General features: G+C 37.5%; 25 protein-coding genes. 20 read left to right on the top strand and 5 right to left on the bottom strand.

The window, feature by feature from the left end:
* From FFM68_RS02750 to FFM68_RS02740, 3 genes are all read right to left on the bottom strand, one after another.
* On the bottom strand, nt 1-939 hold the full coding sequence (locus FFM68_RS02750) for an FAD:protein FMN transferase (protein ID WP_239585051.1): 939 nt from the start codon (nt 937-939) through the stop codon (nt 1-3).
* Nucleotides 940-1,106: 167 nt separating this feature from the next.
* Nucleotides 1,107-1,973 carry a helix-turn-helix domain-containing protein gene (locus FFM68_RS02745; RefSeq protein WP_137617912.1) on the bottom strand — a complete coding sequence of 289 codons (867 nt, stop codon included), beginning with the start codon at nt 1,971-1,973 and terminating at the stop codon, nt 1,107-1,109.
* A 370-nt stretch (nt 1,974-2,343) separates the two neighbouring features.
* Nucleotides 2,344-2,991 carry a FusB/FusC family EF-G-binding protein gene (locus FFM68_RS02740; protein ID WP_137617911.1) on the bottom strand — a complete coding sequence of 216 codons (648 nt, stop codon included), beginning with the start codon at nt 2,989-2,991 and terminating at the stop codon, nt 2,344-2,346.
* 360 nt (nt 2,992-3,351) lie between these two features.
* Here FFM68_RS02740 and FFM68_RS02735 point away from each other — a divergent pair, with 360 nt between their 5' ends.
* Complete coding sequence (locus FFM68_RS02735; protein ID WP_244925803.1) at nt 3,352-3,738, top strand: MarR family winged helix-turn-helix transcriptional regulator; 387 nt, start codon at nt 3,352-3,354, stop codon at nt 3,736-3,738.
* Nucleotides 3,739-3,756: 18 nt separating this feature from the next.
* Nucleotides 3,757-4,242 carry a GNAT family N-acetyltransferase gene (locus FFM68_RS02730; protein WP_137617909.1) on the top strand — a complete coding sequence of 162 codons (486 nt, stop codon included), beginning with the start codon at nt 3,757-3,759 and terminating at the stop codon, nt 4,240-4,242.
* A 210-nt stretch (nt 4,243-4,452) separates the two neighbouring features.
* Here the strand turns inward: FFM68_RS02730 and FFM68_RS02725 are convergent, their stop codons facing one another.
* A complete protein-coding gene (locus tag FFM68_RS02725; RefSeq protein ID WP_137617908.1) occupies nt 4,453-5,478 on the bottom strand; it encodes a LacI family DNA-binding transcriptional regulator in 1,026 nt (341 codons plus the stop codon).
* 171 nt (nt 5,479-5,649) lie between these two features.
* Between FFM68_RS02725 and FFM68_RS02720 the strand changes: the two genes are divergently transcribed.
* The 14 genes from FFM68_RS02720 (at nt 5,650) to FFM68_RS02655 (ending at nt 21,146) form a co-directional block, all read left to right on the top strand.
* On the top strand, nt 5,650-7,320 hold the full coding sequence (locus FFM68_RS02720) for a sugar phosphorylase (protein WP_137617907.1): 1,671 nt from the start codon (nt 5,650-5,652) through the stop codon (nt 7,318-7,320).
* Nucleotides 7,321-7,345: 25 nt separating this feature from the next.
* Complete coding sequence (locus FFM68_RS02715; RefSeq protein WP_137617906.1) at nt 7,346-8,635, top strand: ABC transporter substrate-binding protein; 1,290 nt, start codon at nt 7,346-7,348, stop codon at nt 8,633-8,635.
* A gap of 9 nt (nt 8,636-8,644) precedes the next feature.
* Nucleotides 8,645-9,520 carry a carbohydrate ABC transporter permease gene (locus FFM68_RS02710; protein WP_137617905.1) on the top strand — a complete coding sequence of 292 codons (876 nt, stop codon included), beginning with the start codon at nt 8,645-8,647 and terminating at the stop codon, nt 9,518-9,520.
* A complete protein-coding gene (locus tag FFM68_RS02705) occupies nt 9,513-10,352 on the top strand; it encodes a carbohydrate ABC transporter permease (RefSeq protein WP_137617904.1) in 840 nt (279 codons plus the stop codon). Before FFM68_RS02710 ends, FFM68_RS02705 begins: the two co-directional genes overlap by 8 nt.
* A 24-nt stretch (nt 10,353-10,376) precedes the next feature.
* On the top strand, nt 10,377-11,426 hold the full coding sequence (locus FFM68_RS02700; protein WP_137617903.1) for a zinc-dependent alcohol dehydrogenase: 1,050 nt from the start codon (nt 10,377-10,379) through the stop codon (nt 11,424-11,426).
* 79 nt (nt 11,427-11,505) lie between these two features.
* Nucleotides 11,506-12,306, top strand: a complete 801-nt coding sequence (locus tag FFM68_RS02695; RefSeq protein ID WP_137617902.1) for a sugar phosphate isomerase/epimerase family protein — start codon at nt 11,506-11,508, stop codon at nt 12,304-12,306.
* Between the two features lie 39 nt (nt 12,307-12,345).
* Nucleotides 12,346-13,377 (top strand): Gfo/Idh/MocA family protein, encoded by a 1,032-nt coding sequence (locus FFM68_RS02690; RefSeq protein ID WP_137617901.1) that lies wholly within the window; start codon nt 12,346-12,348, stop codon nt 13,375-13,377.
* Entirely contained in the window at nt 13,374-15,545 is a 2,172-nt protein-coding gene (locus FFM68_RS02685) for a glycoside hydrolase family 65 protein (RefSeq protein ID WP_137617900.1), read from the top strand. The genes FFM68_RS02690 and FFM68_RS02685 overlap by 4 nt, the downstream gene beginning before the upstream one ends.
* Nucleotides 15,546-15,549: 4 nt before the next feature.
* A complete protein-coding gene (locus FFM68_RS02680) occupies nt 15,550-16,671 on the top strand; it encodes a glycerate kinase (protein WP_137617899.1) in 1,122 nt (373 codons plus the stop codon).
* Nucleotides 16,664-17,305: a beta-phosphoglucomutase gene (gene pgmB / locus FFM68_RS02675; protein ID WP_137617898.1), complete on the top strand. Its 642-nt coding sequence runs from the start codon at nt 16,664-16,666 to the stop codon at nt 17,303-17,305. Before FFM68_RS02680 ends, pgmB begins: the two co-directional genes overlap by 8 nt.
* 25 nt (nt 17,306-17,330) lie before the next feature.
* On the top strand, nt 17,331-18,443 hold the full coding sequence (locus FFM68_RS02670) for an ABC transporter ATP-binding protein (RefSeq protein ID WP_137617897.1): 1,113 nt from the start codon (nt 17,331-17,333) through the stop codon (nt 18,441-18,443).
* Nucleotides 18,444-18,680: 237 nt separating this feature from the next.
* Nucleotides 18,681-19,733: a permease gene (locus FFM68_RS02665; RefSeq protein WP_137617896.1), complete on the top strand. Its 1,053-nt coding sequence runs from the start codon at nt 18,681-18,683 to the stop codon at nt 19,731-19,733.
* 647 nt (nt 19,734-20,380) lie between these two features.
* Nucleotides 20,381-20,626 (top strand): GlsB/YeaQ/YmgE family stress response membrane protein, encoded by a 246-nt coding sequence (locus tag FFM68_RS02660; RefSeq protein WP_137617895.1) that lies wholly within the window; start codon nt 20,381-20,383, stop codon nt 20,624-20,626.
* A gap of 10 nt (nt 20,627-20,636) precedes the next feature.
* Nucleotides 20,637-21,146, top strand: coding sequence for a cysteine hydrolase family protein (locus FFM68_RS02655; protein ID WP_137617894.1), 510 nt, complete (start codon nt 20,637-20,639; stop codon nt 21,144-21,146).
* A gap of 216 nt (nt 21,147-21,362) precedes the next feature.
* On the opposite strand, the gene FFM68_RS02650 is transcribed toward FFM68_RS02655, so the two are convergent.
* Nucleotides 21,363-22,238, bottom strand: a complete 876-nt coding sequence (locus FFM68_RS02650; RefSeq protein WP_137617893.1) for a MurR/RpiR family transcriptional regulator — start codon at nt 22,236-22,238, stop codon at nt 21,363-21,365.
* 246 nt (nt 22,239-22,484) lie between these two features.
* Here FFM68_RS02650 and FFM68_RS02645 point away from each other — a divergent pair, with 246 nt between their 5' ends.
* The 4 genes from FFM68_RS02645 to FFM68_RS02630 all read left to right on the top strand — a co-directional run bounded on the left by FFM68_RS02645 (nt 22,485) and on the right by FFM68_RS02630 (nt 26,142).
* A complete protein-coding gene (locus tag FFM68_RS02645; RefSeq protein ID WP_137617892.1) occupies nt 22,485-23,504 on the top strand; it encodes a Gfo/Idh/MocA family oxidoreductase in 1,020 nt (339 codons plus the stop codon).
* Nucleotides 23,505-23,520: 16 nt separating this feature from the next.
* On the top strand, nt 23,521-24,507 hold the full coding sequence (locus tag FFM68_RS02640) for a Gfo/Idh/MocA family protein (RefSeq protein ID WP_137617891.1): 987 nt from the start codon (nt 23,521-23,523) through the stop codon (nt 24,505-24,507).
* A gap of 138 nt (nt 24,508-24,645) precedes the next feature.
* Nucleotides 24,646-25,527 carry a LysR family transcriptional regulator gene (locus FFM68_RS02635; protein WP_137617890.1) on the top strand — a complete coding sequence of 294 codons (882 nt, stop codon included), beginning with the start codon at nt 24,646-24,648 and terminating at the stop codon, nt 25,525-25,527.
* Between the two features lie 96 nt (nt 25,528-25,623).
* Nucleotides 25,624-26,142 (top strand): flavodoxin, encoded by a 519-nt coding sequence (locus FFM68_RS02630; RefSeq protein WP_167483440.1) that lies wholly within the window; start codon nt 25,624-25,626, stop codon nt 26,140-26,142.
* Nucleotides 26,143-26,146: the final 4 nt, after the last annotated feature.

The raw sequence follows: 26,146 nt of genomic DNA, 5'->3' as shown, positions 1-26,146 counted from the left end.
CTATAAATATTTTTTCAACCCAGTTGATAAAAATTCAGTTCCATCTTTTAACAAAATCAAGGCTTCAATTTCGGGTAGAGCATTTACCTGACGCAAAATTTCTGCTGGGGGATAGCCAAAGAGGCGAGTCGTCCAAATTTCACCAGTTACTGATTTCTCAGAAACAATGGTCAAACTAGCGACTTCTGTTTCTGCGGGATAACCAGTCAGCGGATCAAAAATATGATGGTAATTTCGATTACCTGCTTGCAATGTCCGCTCATAGATACCAGAAGTTACGACTGACTGTGCCTCAATTTTCAAAAGTCGTTTCCAATCCGTTTCGCCACCGCTAGGATCTCGAATTCCAATTCTCCATAACCCATCCGCGTGGCTGCTAGTCCCAAAAGTTAAAATATTGCCGCCAAGATTTAATAAGCCAGATTGAACCCTGTGTTGCTGTAATTCCGCTACAATCAAATCTGCGATGTACCCTTTTGCCAGCGACCCTAGATCCAATTTCATTCCAGCTTTGGCTAGAAAAACGGTTCGTTGTGCTTCATCTAAGATGACCTGTTTAGGGTCAACTAAAGCTAACTGTTGTTGAATGTCCGCTTTACTAGGGACTTTCGCATCGCTAAAACCAATGCGCCAAGTTTGGACTAAGGGTCCGATGGCGATGTTTAGCCGACTATAATCGCTTAAACTGTGGGATAATCCCAGTTCGATTAAGTGAAACAATTCGGGACGAACTGTAACCGGTTTTATTTCGGCGTTTAGATTAACTTTCATCAATTCAGAGGACGCATCATTTGCGCTAAAAACATATTCATATTCATACAGCCGAGTTTCTGCTAGTTCCATCAATTCTTCTGGCGTTTCATCTGGAAGCGAGATATCGATGACGGTTCCCATCGCACGAACTTGCCGATTTTTCACTATGGTATTCACATCTTTCATTGAAATATCTCAAGCGAATGTGACTTTTTTCACACTCGTACGCAAACAGTTTAACCTGTCATTACAATTTAGTCAATAGATAATATATACATTTTTATATAAGAACGAGCCGGAAAAAATAGACCTAGATCGATACAAGAAAAAAGCCTCTTAAAAAAACAGAGGCGTCAATTCGTATCATTTAAGGTCGTTTGCAGGTCCGAAATTTTGTTTAATAAAATCCGATTGCGGTTGATTTTTGCATAGGCACGCGCATCTGCCAGTAATTCGTGAATCTCTGTTCGGGAACGCTGCTCGGCAATCGCGTTGACCGCTAATTGATAGGCTGCACGAGCTAAATAATAAGTCACGTGGTTGTCTGAACAGATAGTCAGCGCATATTCTAGCAACGCATTGCTGGCAGCTAACTCATCATGTTCTCCATAAAATTCGCCGCAGTGGAAAACGATATTCAAGACGCGCCAAGTATCTTCGATCGTCTTGATCGGGTAGGTATAGATCTCTTCAAAAACTTGTTCAAAATAAAACTCAGCTTTTTCATCTTCGCCTTCACGTGAGTAAGCCATGCCGCTGCCAGTTAAAGCTAGCAGTCGAAAGATAGGATTATTATGTTGCTTTTCCATTAATAAAAGGCGATCAAAAGTGAATAAAATATCCGTGATCGAAGCTTTTTGAAAAATCATGACATAACCTTGCAAATAGTAATAGCGAAATAATGAACCTTGATCTTCAATCGTATCGACTGAGATATTAGCTAAGATCTCTGCCAATTGTTTATGCTCACTAGTTATCAAAAAAAACTCAGCTTGTTCCAATTTTGCCGAAAGTTCGGGTTGTTTTACGCCAACTTTGGGAAACAACTCACCAATAGGCAGTCCTAAACGATCACAAAGCTGGATCAAAATTTTTAACGAAGGAACTTGACCATTGTTTTCAAAGCGGCTCAAAGTAGTTTGCGTACAAATGCCGTCTGCCAATTCGGATTGGGATAAACCCGCCCGTTTTCTCGCATTGATAAAATGTTGAATATTCATTTTTTCCTCCAAGCTAAGCATCTATTATCACTAGTATACGCTAACTAGTGAAAAAAGTGATCTGTTTTTGTTTGATGGTAGGATAGCTCATACTTAAATTCTACAAAATTTTAAGTTACAAAAAAAGCCGCTACTTCAAAATTTAAACAAAAAGATATAAGAGCTGAAGAAAATATTCAGCTAGCCTAGGATTGAGTGATCCTATTCTAATCCGGATTGGAAACAGTCTGATGCAAATTCCTAGGCAAATAGTTCTTCTATTATACTGTACCAAATCAAAAAGAGATCGCGAATGAAGCAGACGGCTATTGAATCACTGTTTTAAAAAATGGAGTGTGACAAGATGCCACGCTCCATTTTTTCTATAATGCTATTTAGTGATAGTTTCCCAAAAACGGTCCAGAGTTTCCATTTGTGTCATCTGGCGATTGCATTGATCGCTATCGGTACAAATATAATTCCCTTTTTTAGTGTAAGTTCCGTCTCCGGCTGATTTGGTCGTTGCTAAGAAGAAGGCAACGGTACTGATTTGATTGCAGATGGCACAGTGTCCTTTTTGTACATTGGAATCAAAGCTTCCATAAATTCCGGTAAAACGGTCGTTCATTTTACGGATCAAATATTTACGATTGGTCCCACTGTCATTCCAACCTAAATAGCTTAATTCACGAAAATCAATCGTTGGTATCTCAGGGTACTGCATTTTTTTGACTTTGCGAAAACACTTGTCGATTTGTTTGGTGGATGGCACACTCATTGGGATGACAAAAGATTTCATTTCTTCAAATAATTTCTCAAATTTGTCTCTCGTCAGTCCAGTATCAAGAAATTTTTCCCAATAAGCCGTTAACAAAGGGTTGCGACCAAACTGTTCTGCGGTCTTTCCTTGGATCAATGTCTGTAAAGTCAAGATGACTTGTTTATCATTAACGGAATGATACGCGCTGACTAGCTCGCTGATTTGTTGCTTGCAATACCAATATTCATAAGGTGTTAAAACTAAATTATCTGTATCCATTATTTTCCTCACTTTTCTCTTTGAGGAAAATTTATTTTCCATCAAAGAACTAATTATTTGTTAAGTAGTTCCTTGACCGTACGATACAAGATGAGTATATCATCATGATCTCCTCCTAATGTTGCGTGATGCATAGTTAGAATAAACGATTCTGCAATTTTCTACAAGTTTTTTTCCTTTAAATAGCGCTTTACAGACAAAAGTTTATAAGAATAGGTTCAATCAAATATAGTTGACATAGTAAACTTTAAAAACTATACTCGCCTTAGTTGATTAAGTAAACTATCAAAAAGGTTGTGATAATTAGTGGATCTCCAAGCTGTTAGAAGATTCAATCGTTACTATACAAGAATTTTAGGAGTGTTTGATCAAAAAGTCTTTGATCTAGATTATTCAATGATCGAAATGCGAATCTTAGGTGAGATCGGCCGCCAGCCGGCTGTTACCGCCAATGACTTGACGCAATGTTTGAACATCAAAAAGAGTTACTTAAGTCGAAAGTTGAGCAAACTAGAACGTGAAGGGTATCTTTTTAAAAAGAAAAATCCTGAGGATAGCCGAAGTTCCCAGCTTCAACTTACTGAAAAAGGCTTGAAATTAAACGACTATGTAGAAGAACAGTCAAATCAAAAAGTTTTAGACTTATTAGCACCTTTAGATACTGAAAACTATCAGCAATTGATCGATGCCATGAGGACAGTCGAACGAATATTGTCGAAAGTTGTTCCGAATGAACTGAAAAAATAGGAAAAGGAGTGGTCATAATTGTCAAAGATTATCCCGTTTGAAGAAAAATATACACAAGAAGTTATTGAGCTGATTCTTTCTATTCAAAGAGACGAATTTCAGATTGATCTCACTGTAGAAGATCAGCCGGATCTACTAAAAATAACGGAAGAATACATCGAGACTGGCGGGAATTTTTGGCTCGCTCTTGCTGACGATCAAGTTATTGGGACGATCGCTTTAGTAAAACTGGAGAATCATTGTGGCGCGATCAAAAAAATGTTTGTGGCAAAAAATTTCCGCGGAGAAAAACAAATCGGGAAAAAATTACTTGATATGCTGGTCGCTGATTGTGAAAAACAAGGATACAAGTATTTGTATTTAGGGACTGTCGAAGTCCTAAAAGCCGCCCAAAAATTCTACCAAAAAAATGGATTCCAACGAATAAAAAAATCAGAAATGCCAAAAGACTACCATTTAATGGATGTCGATACCGTCTTCTTTAAAAGAACTTTAAGGAAATAATAAATGAATCCCCCTTGAGCCAATAAATATGGGCAAGGGGGATTCGTTTATCAAGTGAATGAATAATCAAGAAAGATTGGCTCTAAAATAGAGAGCGTTTAAGAATCCTACTATTCAAATTAGCGACTTAAAAATTCTTGAGCCACTAAAAATGTATCAGTAAGAAATGAACTCTAAAACCTTCAGCTTGATTAGAATTCTAATTAAAAATTATTTACCTATTTTTGAAACAGAATTAGTTAGCTTTAATTTTGTTGGCACGACGATTTTTTTTGGTAAATTTTTCTCACCGTTAATTAGTTTAAATAACAGTTCAGTTGCTTTTGTACCCAAAATATTTGTTGGAACATTGATTCCTGACAGACGAGGAGTGAAAAAGGCAGAATAGGATTCATCATTAAAGGCAATCAATGAAAAATTATCGGGAATCTTGTAACCTTCCTTTTCGATCACTTGAAATAAGCTTAAGGCTTTTAAAGCATCTGTCGCAAAAATAGCACTAGGTAATTGTTTACTTGTGATCAATTTTTTAGCTGCTTGAATTGAATCTTCAAGGACATAACCACCATCTACGATCCAATCACTTTTAATGTCTAAATAGTTATCGAATAGCGCTTTGCGATACCCGTTTACCCGATCAGATGAAACATGGATATCTAAGGGGGCATGGAGGCAAGCAATATTTTTATGACCTAAATCAATCAATGTTTGGATCATTTGGTAGCTATCACTGTAGTTATCCGTGTCAATCGAATAGATAAATTCATATTCTTTTTCTACTTTCCCAATAATTACAATAGGGAGTTGGAGAGCATCTAACTCCTCCAAATATTCTTCATCTTGAGAAGAGCTAAGAATAATAATTCCACGGATCAGTTTTTCATTAAGTTTATTTCTGATCTTTTGAGCTTCTTCTTGATTATTTTTAGAAGTTTGCAGAATTAAATCAAAATCATTTTTTTCTGAAACTGCTGATATTGATTGAATAACATCGGAAAAGAAAGGATTACCGCTAGTCGAGCTGACTGAGCGATGAGAAATAGCCAATATCGCATCAAATCCATTGCCAGTTAGACCGCGAGCTAATTTGCTAGGCATATAATTTAATTCCTTAATCGCAGCTAAAACTTTTTCTTTGGCCTCTGGTGAAATATTTTCTTGATTGTTCAATACACGAGAAACTGTGGATTTAGACACTCCAGACTTCTCAGCGATGTCATAAATTGTTGGTTTCAAAAGAAATCCTCCTAACTTGGGAGCGGTACCATTTAAGGATATTCTACTGGAATATCAGGTATTTGTCTATAAAAGTAAATAAATTCATAAAAAATCAATTGATAGAAACCGCTTACTATAATATTATTTTGGTGTAGAGTGGGAGCGGTCCCACGGAAAGGGGTTTTATCATTGATCAAACAATTAATTCAAGAGGTTTTTTCAGATGAAGTGGATGTTGAATTTTTAACCGAGTCGATTACTGAACGAATTGACGGGTACAAAAATAAAAAAATTCGACCTAGAAAAATTCAATGGGACCAAGACGATGTGTTTTTGATTACTTATGGTGATCAATTTTATCGTGAGGGAGAATCGAAATTAACGACTTTTAAAAACGTTTATCGGAAGTTTTTCTCTGATACTTTTCCAATCGTTCATTTCTTGCCGTTTTTTCCATATAGCTCAGATGATGGTTTTTCAGTAATCGATTATGAACAAGTCAATCCAGAACTTGGTGATTGGGCAGATGTACAAGTAATGAACCGTGAAGCCCGTTTGATGTTTGATTTTGTATGCAATCATATGTCTGCAAAAAGTAATTGGTTTCGAGGATACTTAGAAAATCAGCCTGGGTACGACAATTTCTTTATAGATGTTGATCCATCAACAGATTTGAGTATGGTTACGCGGCCAAGAACTTCACCTTTACTTTCAGAGTTTAAGGATTCTGATGGGAAAACACGTCACGTTTGGACGACATTTAGTGACGATCAAGTTGATTTGAATTTTACTAATCCGAAAGTTCTTTTACGAATGATCGATGTATTACTTTTTTATGTAGATCAAGGAGCTGATTTTGTTCGATTGGACGCGGTTGGATTTTTGTGGAAGGAATTAGGAACCAGCAGTATTCACCTAACTAAGACACATAAAATCATTCAGCTTTTCCGCAGCATCGTTGATGAAGTGGCACCAGGTACAGTATTGATCACGGAGACAAATGTTCCGCATAAAGATAATATCAGCTATTTGGGAGATGGAACAAATGAAGCACAGATGGTTTATCAATTTCCTTTACCTCCATTAGTGTTACATGCTGTTCGAACAGGGAATACTAGCTACTTGCAAAAATGGGCTAGTGAGGTCACCCCTCCGACAAAAGAAACTAGTTTCTTCAATTTTTTAGCTTCGCATGATGGAATTGGGATGAATCCAGTTCGAGGAATCATTGACGAAGATGAAATTCTTGAGTTAGTCGCTGATTTAGAAAAAGGAGGCGCTTTAGTTAATTACAAACAGAATCCTGATGGTTCATTTAGCCCTTATGAAATCAATACTACTTATATAGATGCGTTAAGCAATCGAACAGATGGTGATGAATTGAGAGTGAAACGTTTTATGCTGGCTCACTCGATCTTGTTGACTATTGTTGGTATACCAGCAGTTTATATTCAAAGTATTTTAGGCGGGCGCAATTATTATGAAGGGGTAGAGCAAACTGGCGCTAATCGAACCATCAATCGGGAAAAATATGAAGCTTCAGAAATTTATGACAGCCTATTAGAAGTTGGCTCATTGAGAAACCAAGTTTATCGTCAATTACAAGAATTGATCCAGTTACGGCGAAATGAGACAGCATTCCATCCAGATCATTCGATGCGAATTCTGTCTACAACAAGTACGACGTTTGGTCTTGTACGCAATGAGGAAGTCTATGCGTTGCATAATATGTGCGACAAAAATCAAACCATTTCACTTGAAGCAGGGACCTACGTTAATTTGTTAACGAAAAATGAGTGTCAAATCGAACAAGAGATCATTTTGGAACCGTATCAATTTGTTTGGCTGAGAAAAAAATAAAAATATCTAAAAAGGAGACAGTAAGATGAAAGCAAAGAAAGTGATTTTTGGTACTGCACTGGCGATGTTGGCTCTGACTTTGGGAGCTTGTGGCGGAGGAAGTGCAAAGGAAGATGGAAAAACAACCATTGAATTTATGCACTCTTCTGTGGAACAAGATCGGCTAAAAGTCATTGACAAATTAGTTGCTGATTTTGAGAAAGACAATCCTGACATCAAAGTAAAACAGATTCCTGTTGAAGAAGATGCTTACAATACAAAGGTCGTTACTTTGGCCCGTTCGAATAAACTTCCTGGAGTTATTGAAGTTAGCCAAGATTTTGCAAAAGTAATGGATAAAGATGAGCTGATTGATCAACAGGCAGTTGGAGATGTTATGAAAAAAGTTGGCGAAGACAACTATTATGATGGTGCAAAAAAATTAGTTCGGTCAGAAGACGGATCAGGCTATATTGCGGCACCAATCAGCGGTTGGGTTCAAGGCATTTGGTATAACAAAAAATCCTTAAGTGATGCAGGATTTTCAGAACCTACAACTTGGGAATCAGTATTAGAAATCGCGAAACACTTCAATGATGCTAGCAATAAAAAATATGGGATCGCTATGCCGACAGCTGACAGCACTATGACTGAACAAGCCTTTTCACAATTTGCTCTTTCAAACGATGCGAACGTCTTAGACAGCAAAGGGAAAGTAACGATCGATACACCAGAGATGAAAAAGGCTTTAGAGTATTACAAAGAGTTGTCAGAATTTACGATGCCGGGATCAAACGATGTAACTGAGATCAAGGACGCATTCATGAATGGATCAGTACCAATGGCAATTTATTCAACATATATTTTGCCATCTGTGTTTGAAGAAGGAAAAGCAGGAGAGATCGGGTTTGCTATTCCAACAAATAAACAAGAAGCCGTTTATGGTACGGTCTCAGGTTTAACAATTTCATCTGGTTTAGATAAGGAACAAAAAGCTGCTTCTGAAAAATTTATTGAATACTTATCTGAAGCACAAAACATGGAAAAATGGGTCTTGATGTCACCAGGAGGCGCACAACCAGTTAATAAAAAGGTAGTGGATAGTTCTTCTTATCAATCAAACGAAGTAATTAGTGCGTTTGGTGAACTTCCTAAAGAAATTGCTAGCTCATTTGATAAAGTGCAAGTATTTGGCTTAGTTGGCGATAAAAACTTCACAAAAATGGGAGATATTACTAGTTCAGGGGCAATTTCAAAAGCAGTCAACAGTGTAACTGTCGGAAAAAAAACACCAGAAGACGCATTAAAAACTGCTCAAGAATCATTTGAAAAGTAGGAGTGGACTATGAAAAATGTAGCAAAAAAAGCGGATACAAAATTTGCTATCGCGTTACTAGCGCCGAGCATGATTTTATTAGCTGTATTGGTTTTCTTTCCAATGTTGTCGAACATTCAAATTAGTTTTTTAGATTTGCCGTTAAACGCAAATCTAAAATCTACTTTTGTTGGGTTAAACAATTATTTGGATATTTTAAAAGATCCTGCGTTTTATAAGTCGTTAGGTTTGACGGTTGCTTATACGGTACTAGTTGTTTTGGGAAGCACTGCTTTAGGTTTAGCAGTAGCCATCGCATTTAACCGAGAGTTTAAATATCGCGGATTGGTTCGTTCTTTGATCATTTTAAGTTATGTTACACCGTCAATTTCATTGATCTTTGCTTGGAAGTATATGTTCAACAACGGTTACGGAATTATCAATCACTTTATTGTAGATAAGCTGCATCTCTTTAGTGAAGCTCCATTATGGTTTGATAATCCTGGTTCCAGCTTTGCACTAGTCGTTATTTTCGCGATTTGGCGCTACTATCCGTATGCGTTTATTTCATTACTAGCGATTTTACAGACAGTCGATAAAAGTTTGTATGAAGCTGCAGATATTGATGGTGCAAATTTTTGGCAAAAATTTAAAATTGTTACTCTACCAGCGATCAAACCAGTACTAGCAACAGTCGTTGTACTACGATCAATCTGGATGTTCTACATGTTTACGGACGTGTACTTGCTGACAAATAAAGTTGATATACTAGGTGTTTATCTTTATAAAACAGCCTTTGCTTTTAATGATTTAGGCAAGGCTTCAGCTATTTCAGTAATTTTATTTGTTATCATTGCCGTTGTGATTTTAATTTCAAGAAAGCGGGTGGATCTAAATAATGGCTAAAAATAAAAAAGTGAAACGGATTTTCTTTTATGCCATGGTCATTTGCTTTTCAGCAATCAATTTGTTTCCTTTTTGGATCATGTTGATGACGGCGTTTAAAGGGAGCAGTGAAGCGATATCAACTACACCGACAATTTTACCGCATCAATTTACAACGGAACATTTTGTCGACATCTTTAACCCAGAAATATTCCCGTTTGTTGATTACTTTAAAAATAGTTTCATCATTTCGTTGTTTGCTTCGGTAATTGCGGTAATTATTGGAATTGGTGGTGCATACGCATTAGCACGACTAAATTTCAAAGGACGTAATAAGATTAATGCAAGTTTTTATACAGTATATATGTTCTCAGGAATTTTGATCGTTGTTCCATTGTTTAAAATCATTTCTTCACTAGGACTCTACGATACGAGAACGTCATTAGTTATTACAATGGTCGTTCAAACACTGCCGACTGCTATTTTCATGTTGCGTAGCTACTTTGAAACGATTCCTAAAGATATCGAAGAAGCAGCAATGATCGACGGGTTAAGTCGTTTTCAAATCATTATTCAAATTATGATTCCATTGGCTTTTTCAGGGATTATCTCAGTCTTTGTATATTGCTTTATGGTTTCTTGGAATGATTTCCTATTTGCATCGATTTTCTTATCATCGACAGATAAATTTACATTGCCGATCGGTTTGAATACGCTATTCAGTACGCCAGATTATGTTTGGGGTAGGATGATGGCAGCTTCATTAATTACTGCTTTACCAGTAGTAATTATGTACTCACTTTCAGAACGGTTTATTAAAGGCGGAGCCATTGAAGGCGGCGTCAAAGGATAATATTAAAAAAAGAGGATGAAAAGCATGAAAAAATTAGTCGCACTTGAACCACGAGTAGCAGGTTTAAAAGAATATGAAGAAAGAAATATTACAGAAGATGAAGTATTGATCAAAGTAAAATATGCCTCTCCAAAACCAGGAACAGAGGTAGTAGATTTTAGAGGAATCAGTCCTTTTATCGATGATGAGTTTTCTTCAGAATGGAATATGTTTATGCCTCGTGAAGAAGGAAGCCCTCGCGGTATTGAGTTTGGTGATCTGCCGTTAGGAAATATGGTCGTTGGTGAAGTCGCAGAAATAGGCAGCGCTGTTAGTGAATATCAAATTGGGGATATTGTTTGCACATATGGTCCGATTCGAGAAACTGTGATTGCAAAAGGTGTAAATAACTACAAGCTTCGGAAGATGGCAAGTTTTGATAATTGGAAAAATGCCGTATGTTATGATCCAGCACAATTTGCAATGGGTGGGACACGAGTAGCAAATGTTCGCGCAGGAGATGCGGTTGCAGTTTTTGGACTTGGAGCAATTGGATTAATCGCTGTTCAAATCGCAGTGAACGCTGGTGCGAAAGTCATTGCAATCGATCCAATCGAAGAACGTCGTAAATTAGCTGAAAAATTTGGAGCAGTCCATAGTTTAAATCCAATTACAGAAGATGTCGGTTTTAAATTAAAAGAATTTACCAATAAACAAGGTGTAGATTCTGTCATTGAAACTAGTGGCGCAGCCAGTGCTTTGCAAGCTTCTTTACGAGGAATCGCCTATGGCGGCATCATCTCTTACGTGGCTTTTGCAAAACCTTTCCCAGAAGGATTGAATTTTGGGCGTGAAGCACATTTCAACAATGCGAAAATTATTTTTGCACGCGCTTCAAGTGAACCAAATCCTGAGTATCCACGTTGGGATCGTAAACGAATTGAGGATACTTGTTGGGAATTATTGATGAGCGGCTACTTAGATTGTACGGAAATCGTTGCACCAATTGTTCCGCTTGTTGAAAGCGCGGAAGCCTTTATGCGTTATGTTGATAAAGAGCCTTCATTAAGTGTGAAAATGGGCGTTGAATTATAAAAGATATCAGACCTACTCTCATTACCATGAGTGATGAGAGCAGTATTCAACAATATAAAATATACGAGGAGATTTTGTCATGAAATTTGGAACACAAGATCAAGCATTTTTCCCAACCGATATTAAAGAAAAATTCCGATTCATCAAAGAACTAGGTTTTGAAACTTATGAAATCGATGGGAAATTATTAATTGAACATACTGAAGAAGTAAAAGAAGCAATTAAAGAAACCGGAATTTTAGTCGAAACAGCGTGCAATGGGTATGACGGCTGGATTGGAGATTTTATTGAGGAGCGTCGTTTACGCGGGATTGAACAAATTTCCGAAATTTTACGAGCATTAGCAGAAGTAGGTGGGAAAGGGATCATTGTTCCTGCGGCTTGGGGAATGTTCACTTATCGCTTACCGCCAATGGTTTCTCCAAGAAGTAAAGCAGGAGACTTCAAAGCAGTTAGTGATTCTCTAATCCAATTAGATAAAGTTGCTTCAGAAACAGGAACAAAAATCTATTTAGAACCATTAAATCGTTATCAAGATCATATGATCAATTTGTTGGCGGATGCTCGTAAATATATTGATGAAAACCAATTAAAAAATGTTGAGATTACAGCAGATTTTTATCATATGAATATCGAAGAAGATAGTATTTCAAAAGCTTTGGTTGAGCAAAAAGATTATGTAGGACATATTCATTTGGCTGACAATCATCGTTATCAACCGGGATCGGGAGCAATCAATTTCGTTGAGCATTTTAAAACAATCAAGGAAATAAATTATGAAGGATGCTTAGTATACGAATGTCGTTTACGCGGAGATGATCTTCCAAAAATTTATCAAGACTCTATCAACTTTTTGAAGGAATGCATGAGAAAAGCATAGTTGAATTCTCAACTATGCTTTTCTTGAAAGGAACGAGATATGAAAAAAGTAGCGATTGTCGGCGCCGGTCAAGTAGCTGAAAAAGTTCATGCAGCTTATTATCGAACAAAGCCAGAGGAATTTATTTTAGCAGCTGTAGTCGATCCAGATTTAGCTAGAGGGGTTCTTTTTTGTCAAAATAATCAATTTAAGAATGCCTATACTACAATTGAAGAAATGCTTACGAAGGAAAATCCTGATATCGTAAGCATCTGCACTCCAAATCGGTTTCATTATGATAGTGTGATGAGCGTGCTTGAAGCAGGCTGTTCTGTTTTTTGTGAGAAGCCACCCGCTATGACGAGTATTGAGGCAAAAAATATGTGGAAACTAGCAGAAGAAAAAGAGGCGATTTTAGCCTATGATTTTCAACATCGTTATTCTCCAGAAGCAAAAATGTTAAAAGAAAATATTGCTTTATTAGGCGATATCTATTATAGCGAAGCCAATGCTTTGAGACGTTCAGGAGTTCCCGGTTGGGGTAATTTTATTGATAAAGAGCTTCAGGGCGGTGGACCATTGATCGATTACGGAATCCATATGTTAGACACAGCTTTATATTTGTTAGATTTTCCTACAATAAATGCCGTCTCAGCCTATCAATATCAAAAAATTGGGCCTAAAAAAAATCAAGGAACATTTGGTACTTGGGATCCAGCAAAGTATACGGTAGAGGATTCGCTATTCGGTACGATTGAATTTAAAAATGGTGGAATTTTACGTATCAATACATCGTTTGCATTAAATATTCAACCAGAGAAAGAATTAGATATTCAGCTTTGTGGGGATCAAGCTGGTGCGAACCTTTATCCTGGAAAAATCTATACAGATCAAGCGGGAGAGCTTAAGATCATAAAACAAATTGATGTAGCAGAAAATAATAATCATTTTACCAGTATTGATAATTTCTATCGTAAGGTCATAGGTGATCCACAAGCAGTAACTGCGGATGGCAGACAAGGATATATTATTCAAAGAGTGATTGAAGCACTATATCAATCGGCTGAAACAGGTGGAAAAGTAGAATTATGAGAATAGAATTTAATCAATTTGATGAAGAGACATTAAATAAAGAAGCAACACTGATGACCACGGGGAATGGCTATTTGGGGATTCGCGCGACACATGAAGAAAACTATCGAAATCAAGACCGCGGTTTTTTTGTTCGAGGAATCTTTGATCGAACAGTCGGGACTGAGGCTGCTGAATTAGTCAATTTGCCAGATATCACAGAATTGGAGCTACGTATCAACGAGGAAGTTTTTTCATTGAATACTTCTCGAATAACAAATTATCAGCGCTTTCTTGATTTATCAACGGGTGAGTTCGTTCGTTCGTTAAAATGGCAGAGTCAGTCAGGCGATTGGTTTAGAATCATAAACAAACGAATTGTCAGTCAGAAGATGAAAGAACAGTTTGCTTTTCAACTAATTGTTGAGCCGCTAGATACTGATTGTACAATCAGCGTTAAAACAGGAATTAATGCTCAGGTTTCTAACGGAGGAAACCAACATCTGATTGAACGTGATTTACGAGTATACGATGATTGTTTACTAGCTGCTGAATATGAAACAATTGAGAGTCATTTGACGATAGGCTTAGCGATGCGGTTGAATAAAGTAGGAACTATTTCAGCTAAAAATAGGAAAATCCAAACAAGTATCCAAGAAAATTGTCAGAAAAATCAGCGTTTTGTTTTTGAAAAAGTAGGGTATATTTACTCTAGTTTGGAAAATGATCAGCCATTTGACTCTGTCAAAGAAGCAGTAAATGAAGAGATATCTTATGAACAAATCACAGAAGAAGCAAAAGAATGCTGGTCTGATTTTTGGGCAGAGCACCGGGTAGTAGTTGATAGTCAAAATAATTTTGATCAACTGGCATTGGATTTTGCCTGTTATCATCTCCAGATCATGACGCCGAATGATCCTCAATTTAGTGTTGCAGCAAAAGGTTTAACTGGCGAAGGATACAAAGGGCATGTTTTCTGGGATACAGAGATATTTATCTTGCCATTTTTCTTGCATAATTCTCCTTCAGTTGCTAAAAGTTTATTGCAATATCGGTATCTTAGATTGGCTGGAGCTAAAGAAAAAGCCCGGAAAAATAATTATCAAGGAGCTCTGTTTCCTTGGGAAAGTGCTTTAACGGGTTACGAGGAGACCCCTAAATACGCGGCAATAAATATCCGTACGGGTAAGCGTCAGATTATTTCTTCGGCGATTGCAGAACATCATATTGTTGCGGATATTGCATATGCTGTGATGGATTTTTATGAATCGACAGGTGATCAAGTTTTTATGGATCAATACGGAAAAGAATTGTTAAAAGAAACCGCTCTTTTTTGGTTAAGTCGAGGAGTAGAAGTAAATGGACGGATCGAAATTCATGATGTTATTGGCCCAGATGAGTATACAGAACACGTAGATAACAATGCATATACAAATTATTTAGCAGCTTATAATGTACGAGCAGCTTTAAAACAGCAAGTTGGTAATCAAGAGTTGCAAAAACAATTTGAAGAATTTCTTGATAAAGTGTATTTACCGAATGTAAATGATGACGGATTGGTTCCACAAGATGATACATTTTTAAATAAACCAGTAATTGATCTGACAAAATATAAAGAACAGGCCGGTAATCAATTGATTTTGACAGATTATTCACGTCAAGAAGTTATCGATCGACAAATCTTGAAACAGGCCGACTTGGTTATGCTCTTTTATTTACAGCCAAATGCGTTTGATTTTAAAACAATCAAGCAAAATCTATATTATTATGAAAATCGGACGATTCACGATTCCTCTTTGAGTAAAGCTATTCATGCAATTGTTGCAGCACGAATTCATGAAGCTGAATGGGCGTACGAAATGTTCCAATCAGCTTGTAAAATTGATTTAAATGATTTGCCTCATACTAGTGATGAGGGGATTCATGGAGCTGCATTAGGTGCAGTTTGGTTAGCTGCAATTTTTGGTTTTGCAGGTATTACAAAAGGAGAAATATTGGAAATTACTCCACAGTTACCAAAAGCTTGGAATCAAATGCAATTTCTTTTCTGTTGGAAAAATGAGAAACTAACGATTCGTCTGACTCAAGATACTATTCTTTTAATGAAGGATTCTGAAAAGGAATTACCAATTAGAATTGAGGGACAAGAGTACTTGTTGAAGCAAAAACTAGAATGGAGCAGAAAGTAAAACGATGAAAATCTTGATGATGCCAGATTCATTCAAAGGAAGCATTTCTGCAAAGAAAGCAGCAATGATTTTAGGAAAAAGTTTTGAACAGGTTTTTCCTGCTGCAACGATTGACCTACTACCAGTTGGTGATGGTGGTGAAGGGACATTAGATGCATTATCGCAAAATATTTTAATGGAAGAAAAAAGCCAAATTGTGAGTGGTTGGAATGAACAACCATTTTCAATGAGATATATGTGTTTTCAGGATCAAGCTTTTTTTGAAATGGCCGATCTAGTCGGGCTGCCTATGTTTTCCGAAGAACAGCGACAACCGCTAGACATTATGACAGTTGGACTAGGAGAATTGATTCTCCAGTTGCAAGCAGCCGGAATCCAAAAAATTTATATTGGTGTTGGTGGAAGTGCTACTGTTGATGGTGGTATTGGACTCGCTGCAGGGTTAGGGTATCGTTTTTATGACAGAGAAGACAATTTATTACAGCCAATCGGACGAAATTTGGGAAGAGTAGCCAGGATCGATACTACTAATGTTCCAAAATTAACCGCAAAAATCTATGCAGTGACAGATGTAAAAAATGTTCTCTGTGGAGAAAATGGCGCAAGTCCTATTTTTGGTCCGCAAAAGGGATTGACGGCTGAAGAGATTTCAGTCACTGATCAAGCATTAAAACAATTTTATCATTTGATTGATCCGAAATTGGCAGATATCCCTGGAAGTGGTGCCGGTGGAGGATTAGCAGCCGGAATTGTTGGTTTCGCTGGAGGTAAAATTGTTCACGGGATTGATTTTGTTTTAGATGTACTTGATTTTGATCAACATGTACGAGATGCAGATTTTATTATTGTTGGTGAAGGAAAAATCGATCAACAAAGCATGGCAGGAAAGGCACCTGTAGGAATTGCTCAGCGTGCACCTAAAACTGCGACAGTACTGGCAATTTGTGGGAGTGTCGATCAGCAAATTGTTGATTTTCAAGATTATGGAATTACCGCCTGTTTCCCTATTATTGGGCAGCCTGGAAGCTTGAATGAAGTATTAGAAAATGCTGAACAAAATTTAGAACGAACGGGAATAAATATTGCCAGATTAATAAAAAGTATAAGGAGCAAAGAGTTTGACTGAGTATCTTGGAGCTATCTTTGATCTTGATGGCGTCTTAGTAGACACCGCCAAGTATCATTATCTAGCATGGAAACAATTAGCAGATCAATTAAATATTTCTTTCTCAGAAGAAGATAATGAGCGATTAAAAGGTGTTTCTAGAGTGAAGTCTTTGGAAATTCTGTTATCTTTAGGAGAAAAAGACTACACAGAAAATGAACGCAAACAATTTATGGAGCAAAAAAATGAAGTGTATGTCCGTTATATTAGTCAAATGGATGAAACGGAAATCTTGCCTGGTGTGGTGGAACTGTTAAAACAGTTAAAACGTCAGAACATAAAAATTGCACTTGGTTCAGCAAGTAAAAATGCAGGACTTATTCTAAAAAATACGAAACTACAGAATTATTTTGATGCAATTGTAGATGGCAATGATGTTTCAAAGGCAAAACCTAATCCAGAAGTTTTTTTACTAGGTGCAAATAGAATTGGTATTCCGGCTAATAAATGTATGGTTTTTGAGGATGCAAAGGCAGGAATTGAAGCAGCTAAACAAGTAGGAATGCTAGCAATCGGTGTAGGAACAATCAAAAATTTACCTAATGCCGATATACTAGTTAACAATCTGGAAGAAATAAAACTATCGAAACTTTAGAAGGTTAAGAAGGATGGGATTTTAAATGACACAACTTTCATTAAAGCATATTCATAAAAAATATGAAAATGCCGAAAACTATTCAGTCACAGATTTTAACTTAGAAATTGGTGATAAAGAATTTATTGTTTTTGTTGGTCCTTCAGGTTGCGGGAAATCAACTACTTTAAGAATGATTGCGGGATTGGAAGATATTACAGAAGGCGAGTTTAAGATCGGTGATCGTGTGATGAATGAAGTAGCTCCGAAAGACCGAGATATTGCGATGGTTTTTCAGAATTATGCATTGTATCCGCATATGACCGTTTTTGACAATATGGCTTTTGGGTTAAAATTAAGAAAATATGATCCAGCTGAAATTAAAAAGAGAGTGGAAAGTGCGGCAGATGTCTTAGGATTGACTGAGTATCTCAAACGAAAACCAGCTGCTCTTTCGGGAGGACAACGACAACGGGTAGCACTAGGTCGAGCAATTGTCCGTGACGCACAAGTTTTCTTGATGGACGAACCTCTGTCAAATTTAGATGCAAAACTCCGTGTTTCAATGCGAGCAGAAATTGCCAGACTGCATCAAAGCTTAGGGACTACGACTATTTATGTAACCCATGATCAAACTGAAGCAATGACGATGGCTGATCGAATCGTTATCATGAAGGATGGATTGATTCAACAGGTGGGTACACCGCAAGAAGTTTACGATACACCAGTAAATGTTTTTGTGGCAGGATTTATTGGTTCACCAGCGATGAATTTCTTTGAGGTCACATTAAAAGATGGGTTTATCAGTGATAGACATGGTTTGAGCTTAAAAGTTCCTGATGGAGGGAACAGATCACTGGTTCGTAAAGGATATGAAGGAAAAACGATTACGTTTGGGATTCGTCCAGAAGATATCCATAGCGAACAAATTGCATTGGATTCTTCTGATGGCGCGGTTGTAAATGCTGAAGTCATGGTATCTGAGTTACTAGGCGCTGAAACGCTTTTATATACTAAAGTAGGCGATACTGAGTTTGTCTCTCGAGTGGACGCACGTGACTTCCACAAACCAGGTGCACAAGTTGCTTTAGCCTTTAATTTAGGAAAGGCTCATTTCTTTGATAAAGAAACCCAAGAAGTTATTACTTTGAATGATTAAGTTAAAAATAAAATTAATTTACGGCTATGATAGTAATGAAAATAGTCGAACAGGAACACGTATTTGGTAACGAATACGTGTTTTTTGTAACAGTTAAGAATTAAAAATTGTAATGTAGGTTTTTTGATTTTATGAGTAATTTTTGCCACCGTTTATCCTGATAATTGCTTATTTTCAATGGAATGCTCCTTTTTTTTATGCTATATTATTATTTTATAATAAAAAGGGGAGTAGTCGATGGAGAGTGTAAAGAAAAAATCGCATTTAGTTTGGTATATAGGATTATTTTTATTAGTATTAGTTGTCGGTTTATTTTATGTGAAATGGTTCCCTTATTTTCAAAAAGCATTAGCAGCAAGTTCGACTCATTCGATTGGGGATGCAATCATTGGGAATGTTGGAAAATCAACGCCAATCTTTTCACTAGAAGCGGGGATCGCGTTTACGATCGCTTATTTCAATTCAGTTTGGAAAGCGGTTGTATTGGGATTGATAGTTGGTTCATTGGTCCAAGTACTGATTCCTACGAAGATGATCAAAAAATATTTAGGCGGCAGTAAATTTAGAAATTCGGTACTTGCAATGGTGTTAGGAATGCCTACTATGATGTGCACATGTTGTACAGCACCAGTAGCAGTTGGCTTAAAGCGTGCGCAAGCATCGGTCAATAGTGTGGTGGCCTTTTTCTTAGCGAATCCTTTACTAAATCCAGCAACATTGATTTTTATGGGCTTTGTTCTTGGTTGGAAATTCACGTTCTTCCGGCTTATTTTTGGCGTAATCGCGGTTTTAGGGATTGCAACGGTAGTTTCGAAAGTTTCTAAGAGCAAACGGGTCAATGTTCCAGATACTAAGATTTTTGATCCGATCGAGGAAACGCAGCAAGTTCTGCTTGTCCGCTGGCTTAAAGCTTTAGGGCGTCTGATCGTTGAAAGCTTGCCCGCTTATATCGTGATCGTCTTTATTTTAGGTTCATTTCAAGGATTGTTGTTCCCAGCGATCAACAACGGTCATTTAAATAGCGGAATTTTAGCAATCATCTTATTTGCGGTAGTTGGAATGTTGTTTGTGATTCCGACAGCAGGCGAGATTCCGATCATCCAAGTATTGATGGCGTTAGGTCTGACTAGCGGTCCAGCGGCAGCATTGTTACTGACTTTACCAGCCGTTAGCATCGTATCATTGAGCTTATTGAAACCAGTTTTTTCTTGGAAAGAGTTAGGGATCATCGGTGGTGGAATCGCTGTGATTGGAATGTTTGCCGGTATTTTCGGCAGCTTTATTTTATAAAACGTCAAGCTATACTGAGGAGATACTCAGTATAGCTTTTTTAGCAATCCAAAAGGAGGGGCATAATAAACTGGAATATTAGAAAAACAAATGCTTGCAGGTGTTACCGCAAAGTATTTGTTTTTTTATTTTATTGTTTAGTTTTTTCTTGCCAAACAAAGTGAATCAAAAATTTTAACCCGTTCTTTTTAATCAATTTAATGCTTTATTTTTATAGATATAGTTCTGTTTTAAGCGTAATATTGTGAAAATAGAATAAAGTAAGTTATGCTAATAAATGAAGGGGAGAAAAACTAAAAATCTTATTTTTAGAAAATTAGTCCTATTGTTATTTTACAAAGCTGTTAGTTTTCGAGGTGCAGACAGAATTTTTTGTGATAAGTAGTCGAAAAGTGTTGGCAAGCCAGATTTAGTAATAACGTTAATCAGCTGGAAGTGCAAAAACAGTTTATATGGGTGGAACGATTCAAAAGATCAGTCTTATTGCCATAGAATAAATGAGTTGCAGTAACCAAGAAGAAGTCGCTGAAATGGTTTAAGCCAAAGAAACCGGCACAGTCATTTGGACAAAGCTGCTGTGAGATTAAGTTCAAAAAATCAATTCGCAAATGGTGAATAAAAAAATTACAGTTTAGGAGGAATTTATTATGGGGTTAATATGGTCACTAATCGTAGGAGCCGTGATTGGGATAATCGCTGGGGCGCTTACAGGTAAAGGTAGCAGTATGGGCTGGATTGCCAATATCGTCGCGGGGTTAGTGGGCTCGGCTTTAGGACAAGCACTACTAGGTTCTTGGGGGCCGAGTTTAGCCGGAATGGCGATAGTACCCTCAATCATTGGTGCGGTGATTTTAGTCTTGATCGTTTCTTTTTTCTTAGGTAGATCGAAATAGGAGAATAACGATGTTAGTGATTGTGGATATGCAGAATCGTATTCTGGATTCTAGTGACAAAAATTATGTACCCCGTGCAAAACAGTTAATCCCCAAAATACAGTGGCGGCTTAAAAAAGCAAGAGATTCTGGCGAAATAGTTCTTTTCACAAGAGATATTCCAATAGAGAACAAGGATGAATCAGAAGAACTGTTTGGATTACAAATCATCGCGGGGCTTGCTCCTTTATCAGGAGAATATGTGATCAAAAAGAATTACTATGCATTGCCACCGGAATCATTAATCGACGTCCGGACATTGGCGGAAGAAAAGAAACAAGAAAAAAAGCAAATTGAAATCACAGGAGTGGAAGCAAATGTCTGTGTTCTAGCAAATGTTTTAGCATTGCAAGGAGCACTTCCTGAAGGCAATTTTTACATTGATCCAGACCTAGTGACGGGCAACCAGCTGATTAAAGAAACACTCGAACTATTAAGCAAGTTTAATATTGAAATTAAAGGAGTGTCCGACTCAAAGTGAAAAATCACAGCCAGCATTGCTGGTAGTTCAATTATACGAAGAAACCCACTTGAAGCCAAATTGACTTTGAGCGGGTTTTTGTTTTTTTGGCAGTATCGGCAGAAGTCGTTTGAATGATTATTTTCTCATCTTACGGAAGCTCGGCAGATTCAGGTTCTGTAAATTCTTTGAAGCAGTTGCTCAGAAAGACTGGTTTCAATCGTAAAAATTCCAATTTTAATCGGAAAGTGGGTTTTCCGACAAGCTGCCATGTTCGATCCATCCATTTTTCTTTTTAAAGTCGACAAGATTTTGTTGAAAGTTTTTAGCATATAAAAGTGAGAAAAGTGTATCTAAAATGTATTCAAAGGCGACTTGTGAGGAAAATGTACTGACTTTCAAAAAGTCCATTTCCTCTTGAGTAGCTACGATCGATTGGGTGGCAAGTGGGATCAGACTGGAACGATGATTGCCGGTCAATAAAATCGAAGGAATATTTTCATTTAAAAAATGTTTCAACATCCGATCGTATTGCGGCACCTTTGCCCGATAAGTAATGAAAAGCGCACAATCTCTGCTTGTAAGGCTAGCGGCGTTCCAATCTTCGTCAGCATATTCATCTGCAATGATCAAAAATTTGTTGATCTTTACCAATTTATTTTGAAAACTGCGGGCACGAATTTGCGAGTCGCCTTGAGCAAATAAAAAAATCCGCTCAGCCTTCGCTAATAAAGCGACAGCAGCATCGAGAACTTGCTCGTCTAATTGAGCCTGCGTTCGTTGCACACTATTAATCGTCAAATCCGCGATTTTTTTGGCGATCGTTTTCGTTGAATCCTGCGGTAAAAAGGGAAAATTAGCATCAACTGGATCGGTACGATAAAGTTCGCTGTGAGCGATCTCAGAGATGGCTATGCGAAAATCACGAAACCCTTCGTACCCCATTTTTTTCGCTAATCGAATCACTGAAGAATGGGAAGTATAGGTATTTTTGGCCAGATCCGCGACATTGATCGCTGGAATGATTGTTAAATTTTGTAAAATATAGTCGGCAATTCGTTTTTCTGTGTTGGTCAAATCTGTTTGCAATCGTAATTTGTCGCTTAAAAGCATGCTGGCACCTTCTTAGTTATTGATAAGTTTTGGTATAAAATAAATGATAGCATTATCATACCGCAGTTTTGCAGATTTCAGAAGGGTTCGCGGTTTTTTATGACGGGTTTTGGTAGAAATGTTCAGAATTTTGAGTTGTAAGCAGAAATGATTGAACGAAATGACCTATTTTTCACTAAGCTCTTTTTCAATGTCCCAAGCTTTTCTATAATAGAGCTAACAAAGAAAACTTGGAGGGATTTATTTATGTTAACAATCGCCTATATTGGAAATGGGAAAAGTACGAATCGCTATCACTTGCCTTTTTCGACCAAACTAATAGATAAGATCAAAGTCAAAACGATTTATTCACCCAGCGGAAAAATCACTTGGGCGAAAAATCCTGGAACGAATTATACTTCTGATATTAATGAAATCTACAATGACCCAGAGATTAAATTGGTAGTCGTAACGACACCGAGCCCATTACATTTCAAATTAGGAAAAGAAGTCCTGGAGCATGGAAAAAACGTTTTGATTGAAAAACCATTTACTGAAACAGTTGCCGAGGCTAAAGAGTTATTTCGTTTAGCTGATCAAAAAGGACTATTTATTCAATGTTACCAAAATCGCCGTTATGATTCAGATTTTTTGACGGTTCAAAAAGTTATCGAAAGTGGAGTGCTTGGCGAGCTGCTTGAAGTGGAGATGCATTATGATTACTATCGCCCCGAAGTACCAGAAAGTGTCGAGAAATTCTCAATCGGCACTAGTTATTTATATGGTCATGCTTGTCACACTTTGGATCAAGTAATCTCGTATTTTGGTCAGCCAGATGATGTGCACTATGAAGTACGTCAGCTTTTAGGGACGGACCGGATGAATGATTATTTTGACTTGGATCTCTTTTATGGTCGAATGAAAGTTTCTGTTAAATCAAGTTATTTCCGTTTGAAGGAGCGTCCAAGTTTTGTTGTTTATGGGAAAAAAGGGGTCTTTGTCAAAGAAACTAAGGATCGGCAAGAAGAACACTTGAAGATGTTCTACATGCCTGATCACGAAGACTTTGGGATCGATCTGCCGGAACATTATGGAACATTAACATATGTGGACGAAGCGGAAAACTACCACGAAGAAAAAGTTGTTTCAGAGATCGGTGATTACAGCCGAGTCTATGAAGATATCTACGAAACGTTAGTGAATGGAAAAGCAAAAACAGTCAAAGATGAAGAAACCTTGCTGCAAATTACGATGCTGGAAAAAGGAATTCAGCAAGTTTCTAACTGATGAAAGGGGAAAATAAATGAAATTAGCAATCTTCGGCTCAGGCAAGATCGTGCAAGAATTTTTGCCACTCATCAAGGATCTGCCTGAAATTCAAGTAAAAGCTATTCTAGGAACCAAACGAAGTCAAGAAAAAACGGAAAAATTACAAGCAACGTATGGGATCGAGGCTGCTTATACCGATATTGATGAGTGTTTAAAAAGTACGGATTTTGATACAGTATACGTTGCAGTTCCTAATCATTTGCACTATGCTTTTGCGAAAAAAGCGTTGGCAGCTGGTAAACATGTGATCTGTGAAAAGCCATTTACATTAAAGTACGCAGAATTATTAGAATTAGAACGTTTGGCGTTAGAAAAAGAATTGGTATTAGTAGAAGCAATCACTAATCAATATTTGGCAAACTATCAAGGAATCAAAGAAGCCAGTCAAAATATCGGACAATTAAAGATCATTGAATGTAATTATTCACAATATTCTTCACGCTATGATGCCTTTAGAGCAGGTACGATCTTGCCGACCTTTGACCCTAAAAAGGGCGGCGGTGCTTTGATGGACATCAATATCTACAACATCCATCTAGTTGTAGGCTTACTAGGAAAACCTCAGCGCGTCCAATACTTCGCAAATGTTGAACGTGCGATCGATACTTCGGGCATGTTGATCTTAGATTATGGCGATGTCAAAGCAGTCTGTATCGGAGCAAAAGATTCAGCGGCAACAATACGTTCGACGATTCAAGGGAATGAGGGGTCAGTCGTCGTAAATGGTCCAACGAATACATTAGAAAGTTATACCATTGAATCGCTTGCTGGAGAGCAAGAAACTTTTGATAATAAGAGGCATCCGCATCGGATGTACGATGAATTCAAACAATTCAGCCAAGTAATCAAAAATAAAGACCTAACTTTCGTTAAACAACAGCTTGAACATAGTAAAATTGTGATGGAGATCGTTGAAACGGCACTTGCTGATGCAGGAATAGTTTTAGGTGAAGAAAAGTAAAAAAAACGGCAAGTTGTAATAGGACAGCTTGCCGCTTTTTGGCGGATCTGTCTTAAAATCTTTTTCATTTTTTTAAAAGTATCACAGCACTCAGATCGAAAAAAATCTGATATAGTAAAAGGAAAAAAGAGGTCAAACATGGAGATCAGACTTTTACGTTATTTCTGGGCAGTCGCGCAAGAAGGTAATATTTCACGGGCCGCTCGTATTTTGAATATCACCCAGCCGACATTGAGCCGTCAAATCAAAGAACTTGAAGATCGGATCGGTGCACCGCTTTTTAAACGGGAAAAAAATCGCTTGCGTTTAACAAAGGATGGCTTTTTTTTAAAGGAACGCGCGGAAGAAATTTTAGTTTTGGATGAAAAATTAGAACAAGCTTTTTCGGCGCAATGCAATGAACAATTGAGCGGGACGATCACGATCGGTTGTGTTGAGGCAGACAACTCGGATACGGTGGCAATGTTGATTGAGGAATTGATCGCAGATTACCCGCAGATTCGCTTTAATTTGGTCACCGGTACGAGTGATGATATCTCGGATCGATTGGAAAAAGGGATTTTGGATCTTGCTGTGTTATTAGAGCCGGTGGATTTGAATGAAGTAGAGACATTGACTTTGCCGCGAGAGGAAACATGGGGATTTTTAGTTTCTAAGGAACTGTTTATTGCAAATAAAGCTGATTTGCGCCCAGAAGACATCAAAGGTTTGCCTATTTTGTGTTCCAGCCGCTCGGAAGTGCAGAACTTACTATCGGAATGGTCAGAAATACCCTTGGAGCAATTAAATATCGTAGGGAACTTTAATTTGATCTTTAATGTTTTACCATTGGTGGACCATCAGATAGGGGCCGCTTTGACGATTGAAGGAGCGATTTCTGATCGCAAATTGGAAGAGCGAACGTTTATTCCGCTCTATCCAGCGGTTAAAACCAACTGTGTTTTAGTTTGGAAAAAACGAGTTCAAACACCAGCCGTCCAAGAATTGATCAATCGTTTTAATCATGCTTTCAAACTATAGTACTATGATCATATAGGTATTAGACATAGATGAAAATGAGTCGTATGCTGAACTTGTTCAGGGTACGACTCATTTTGTTTAGCATAGATCGGAGGGATGCAGGTGAAGACAGTCATTATTTTTTTCTCCAGAGCGGGAGAAAATTATATCAACGGAAAAAAACAAATGATCACAACCGGGAATACTGCTATTTTAGCTGGGAAAATCCAGCAGAAGTTAAATTTGCCGGTCTATGAATTGACGCCGCGGATTCCTTATTCCGTGCAATATGACGAAGTTGTCCAAAAAACTGAAGAGGAAAGACAACAATTTGCACAGGTAGATTACGAAGAATTATTGCTTGAGTTGGAGGAACAAGTAGAGACTATTTTTCTAGGATTTCCGAATTGGTGGGGAACGTATCCGCGAGTCATTGCGGCGTTTTTAGCCGCAAATAATTGGGAAAACAAAACGATCTATCCTTTTTGTACTCATGAGGGCAGTGCCTTTGGCTCGAGCATTGAAGACTTAGAAAAGAGCTGTCCTGGTGCGGAAATAAAACTGGGGCTGGCTGTTCGCGGATCAAGAGTCGAACAGTCTGATACTGCGGTGAAAAATTGGCTAAAAACTTATTGAAATA

The organism is Enterococcus xiangfangensis (genome assembly GCF_005405365.1).
GTDB classification, from domain to species: domain Bacteria; phylum Bacillota; class Bacilli; order Lactobacillales; family Enterococcaceae; genus Enterococcus_A; species Enterococcus_A xiangfangensis.
This window is presented reverse-complemented; position numbering and strand designations above follow the sequence as displayed.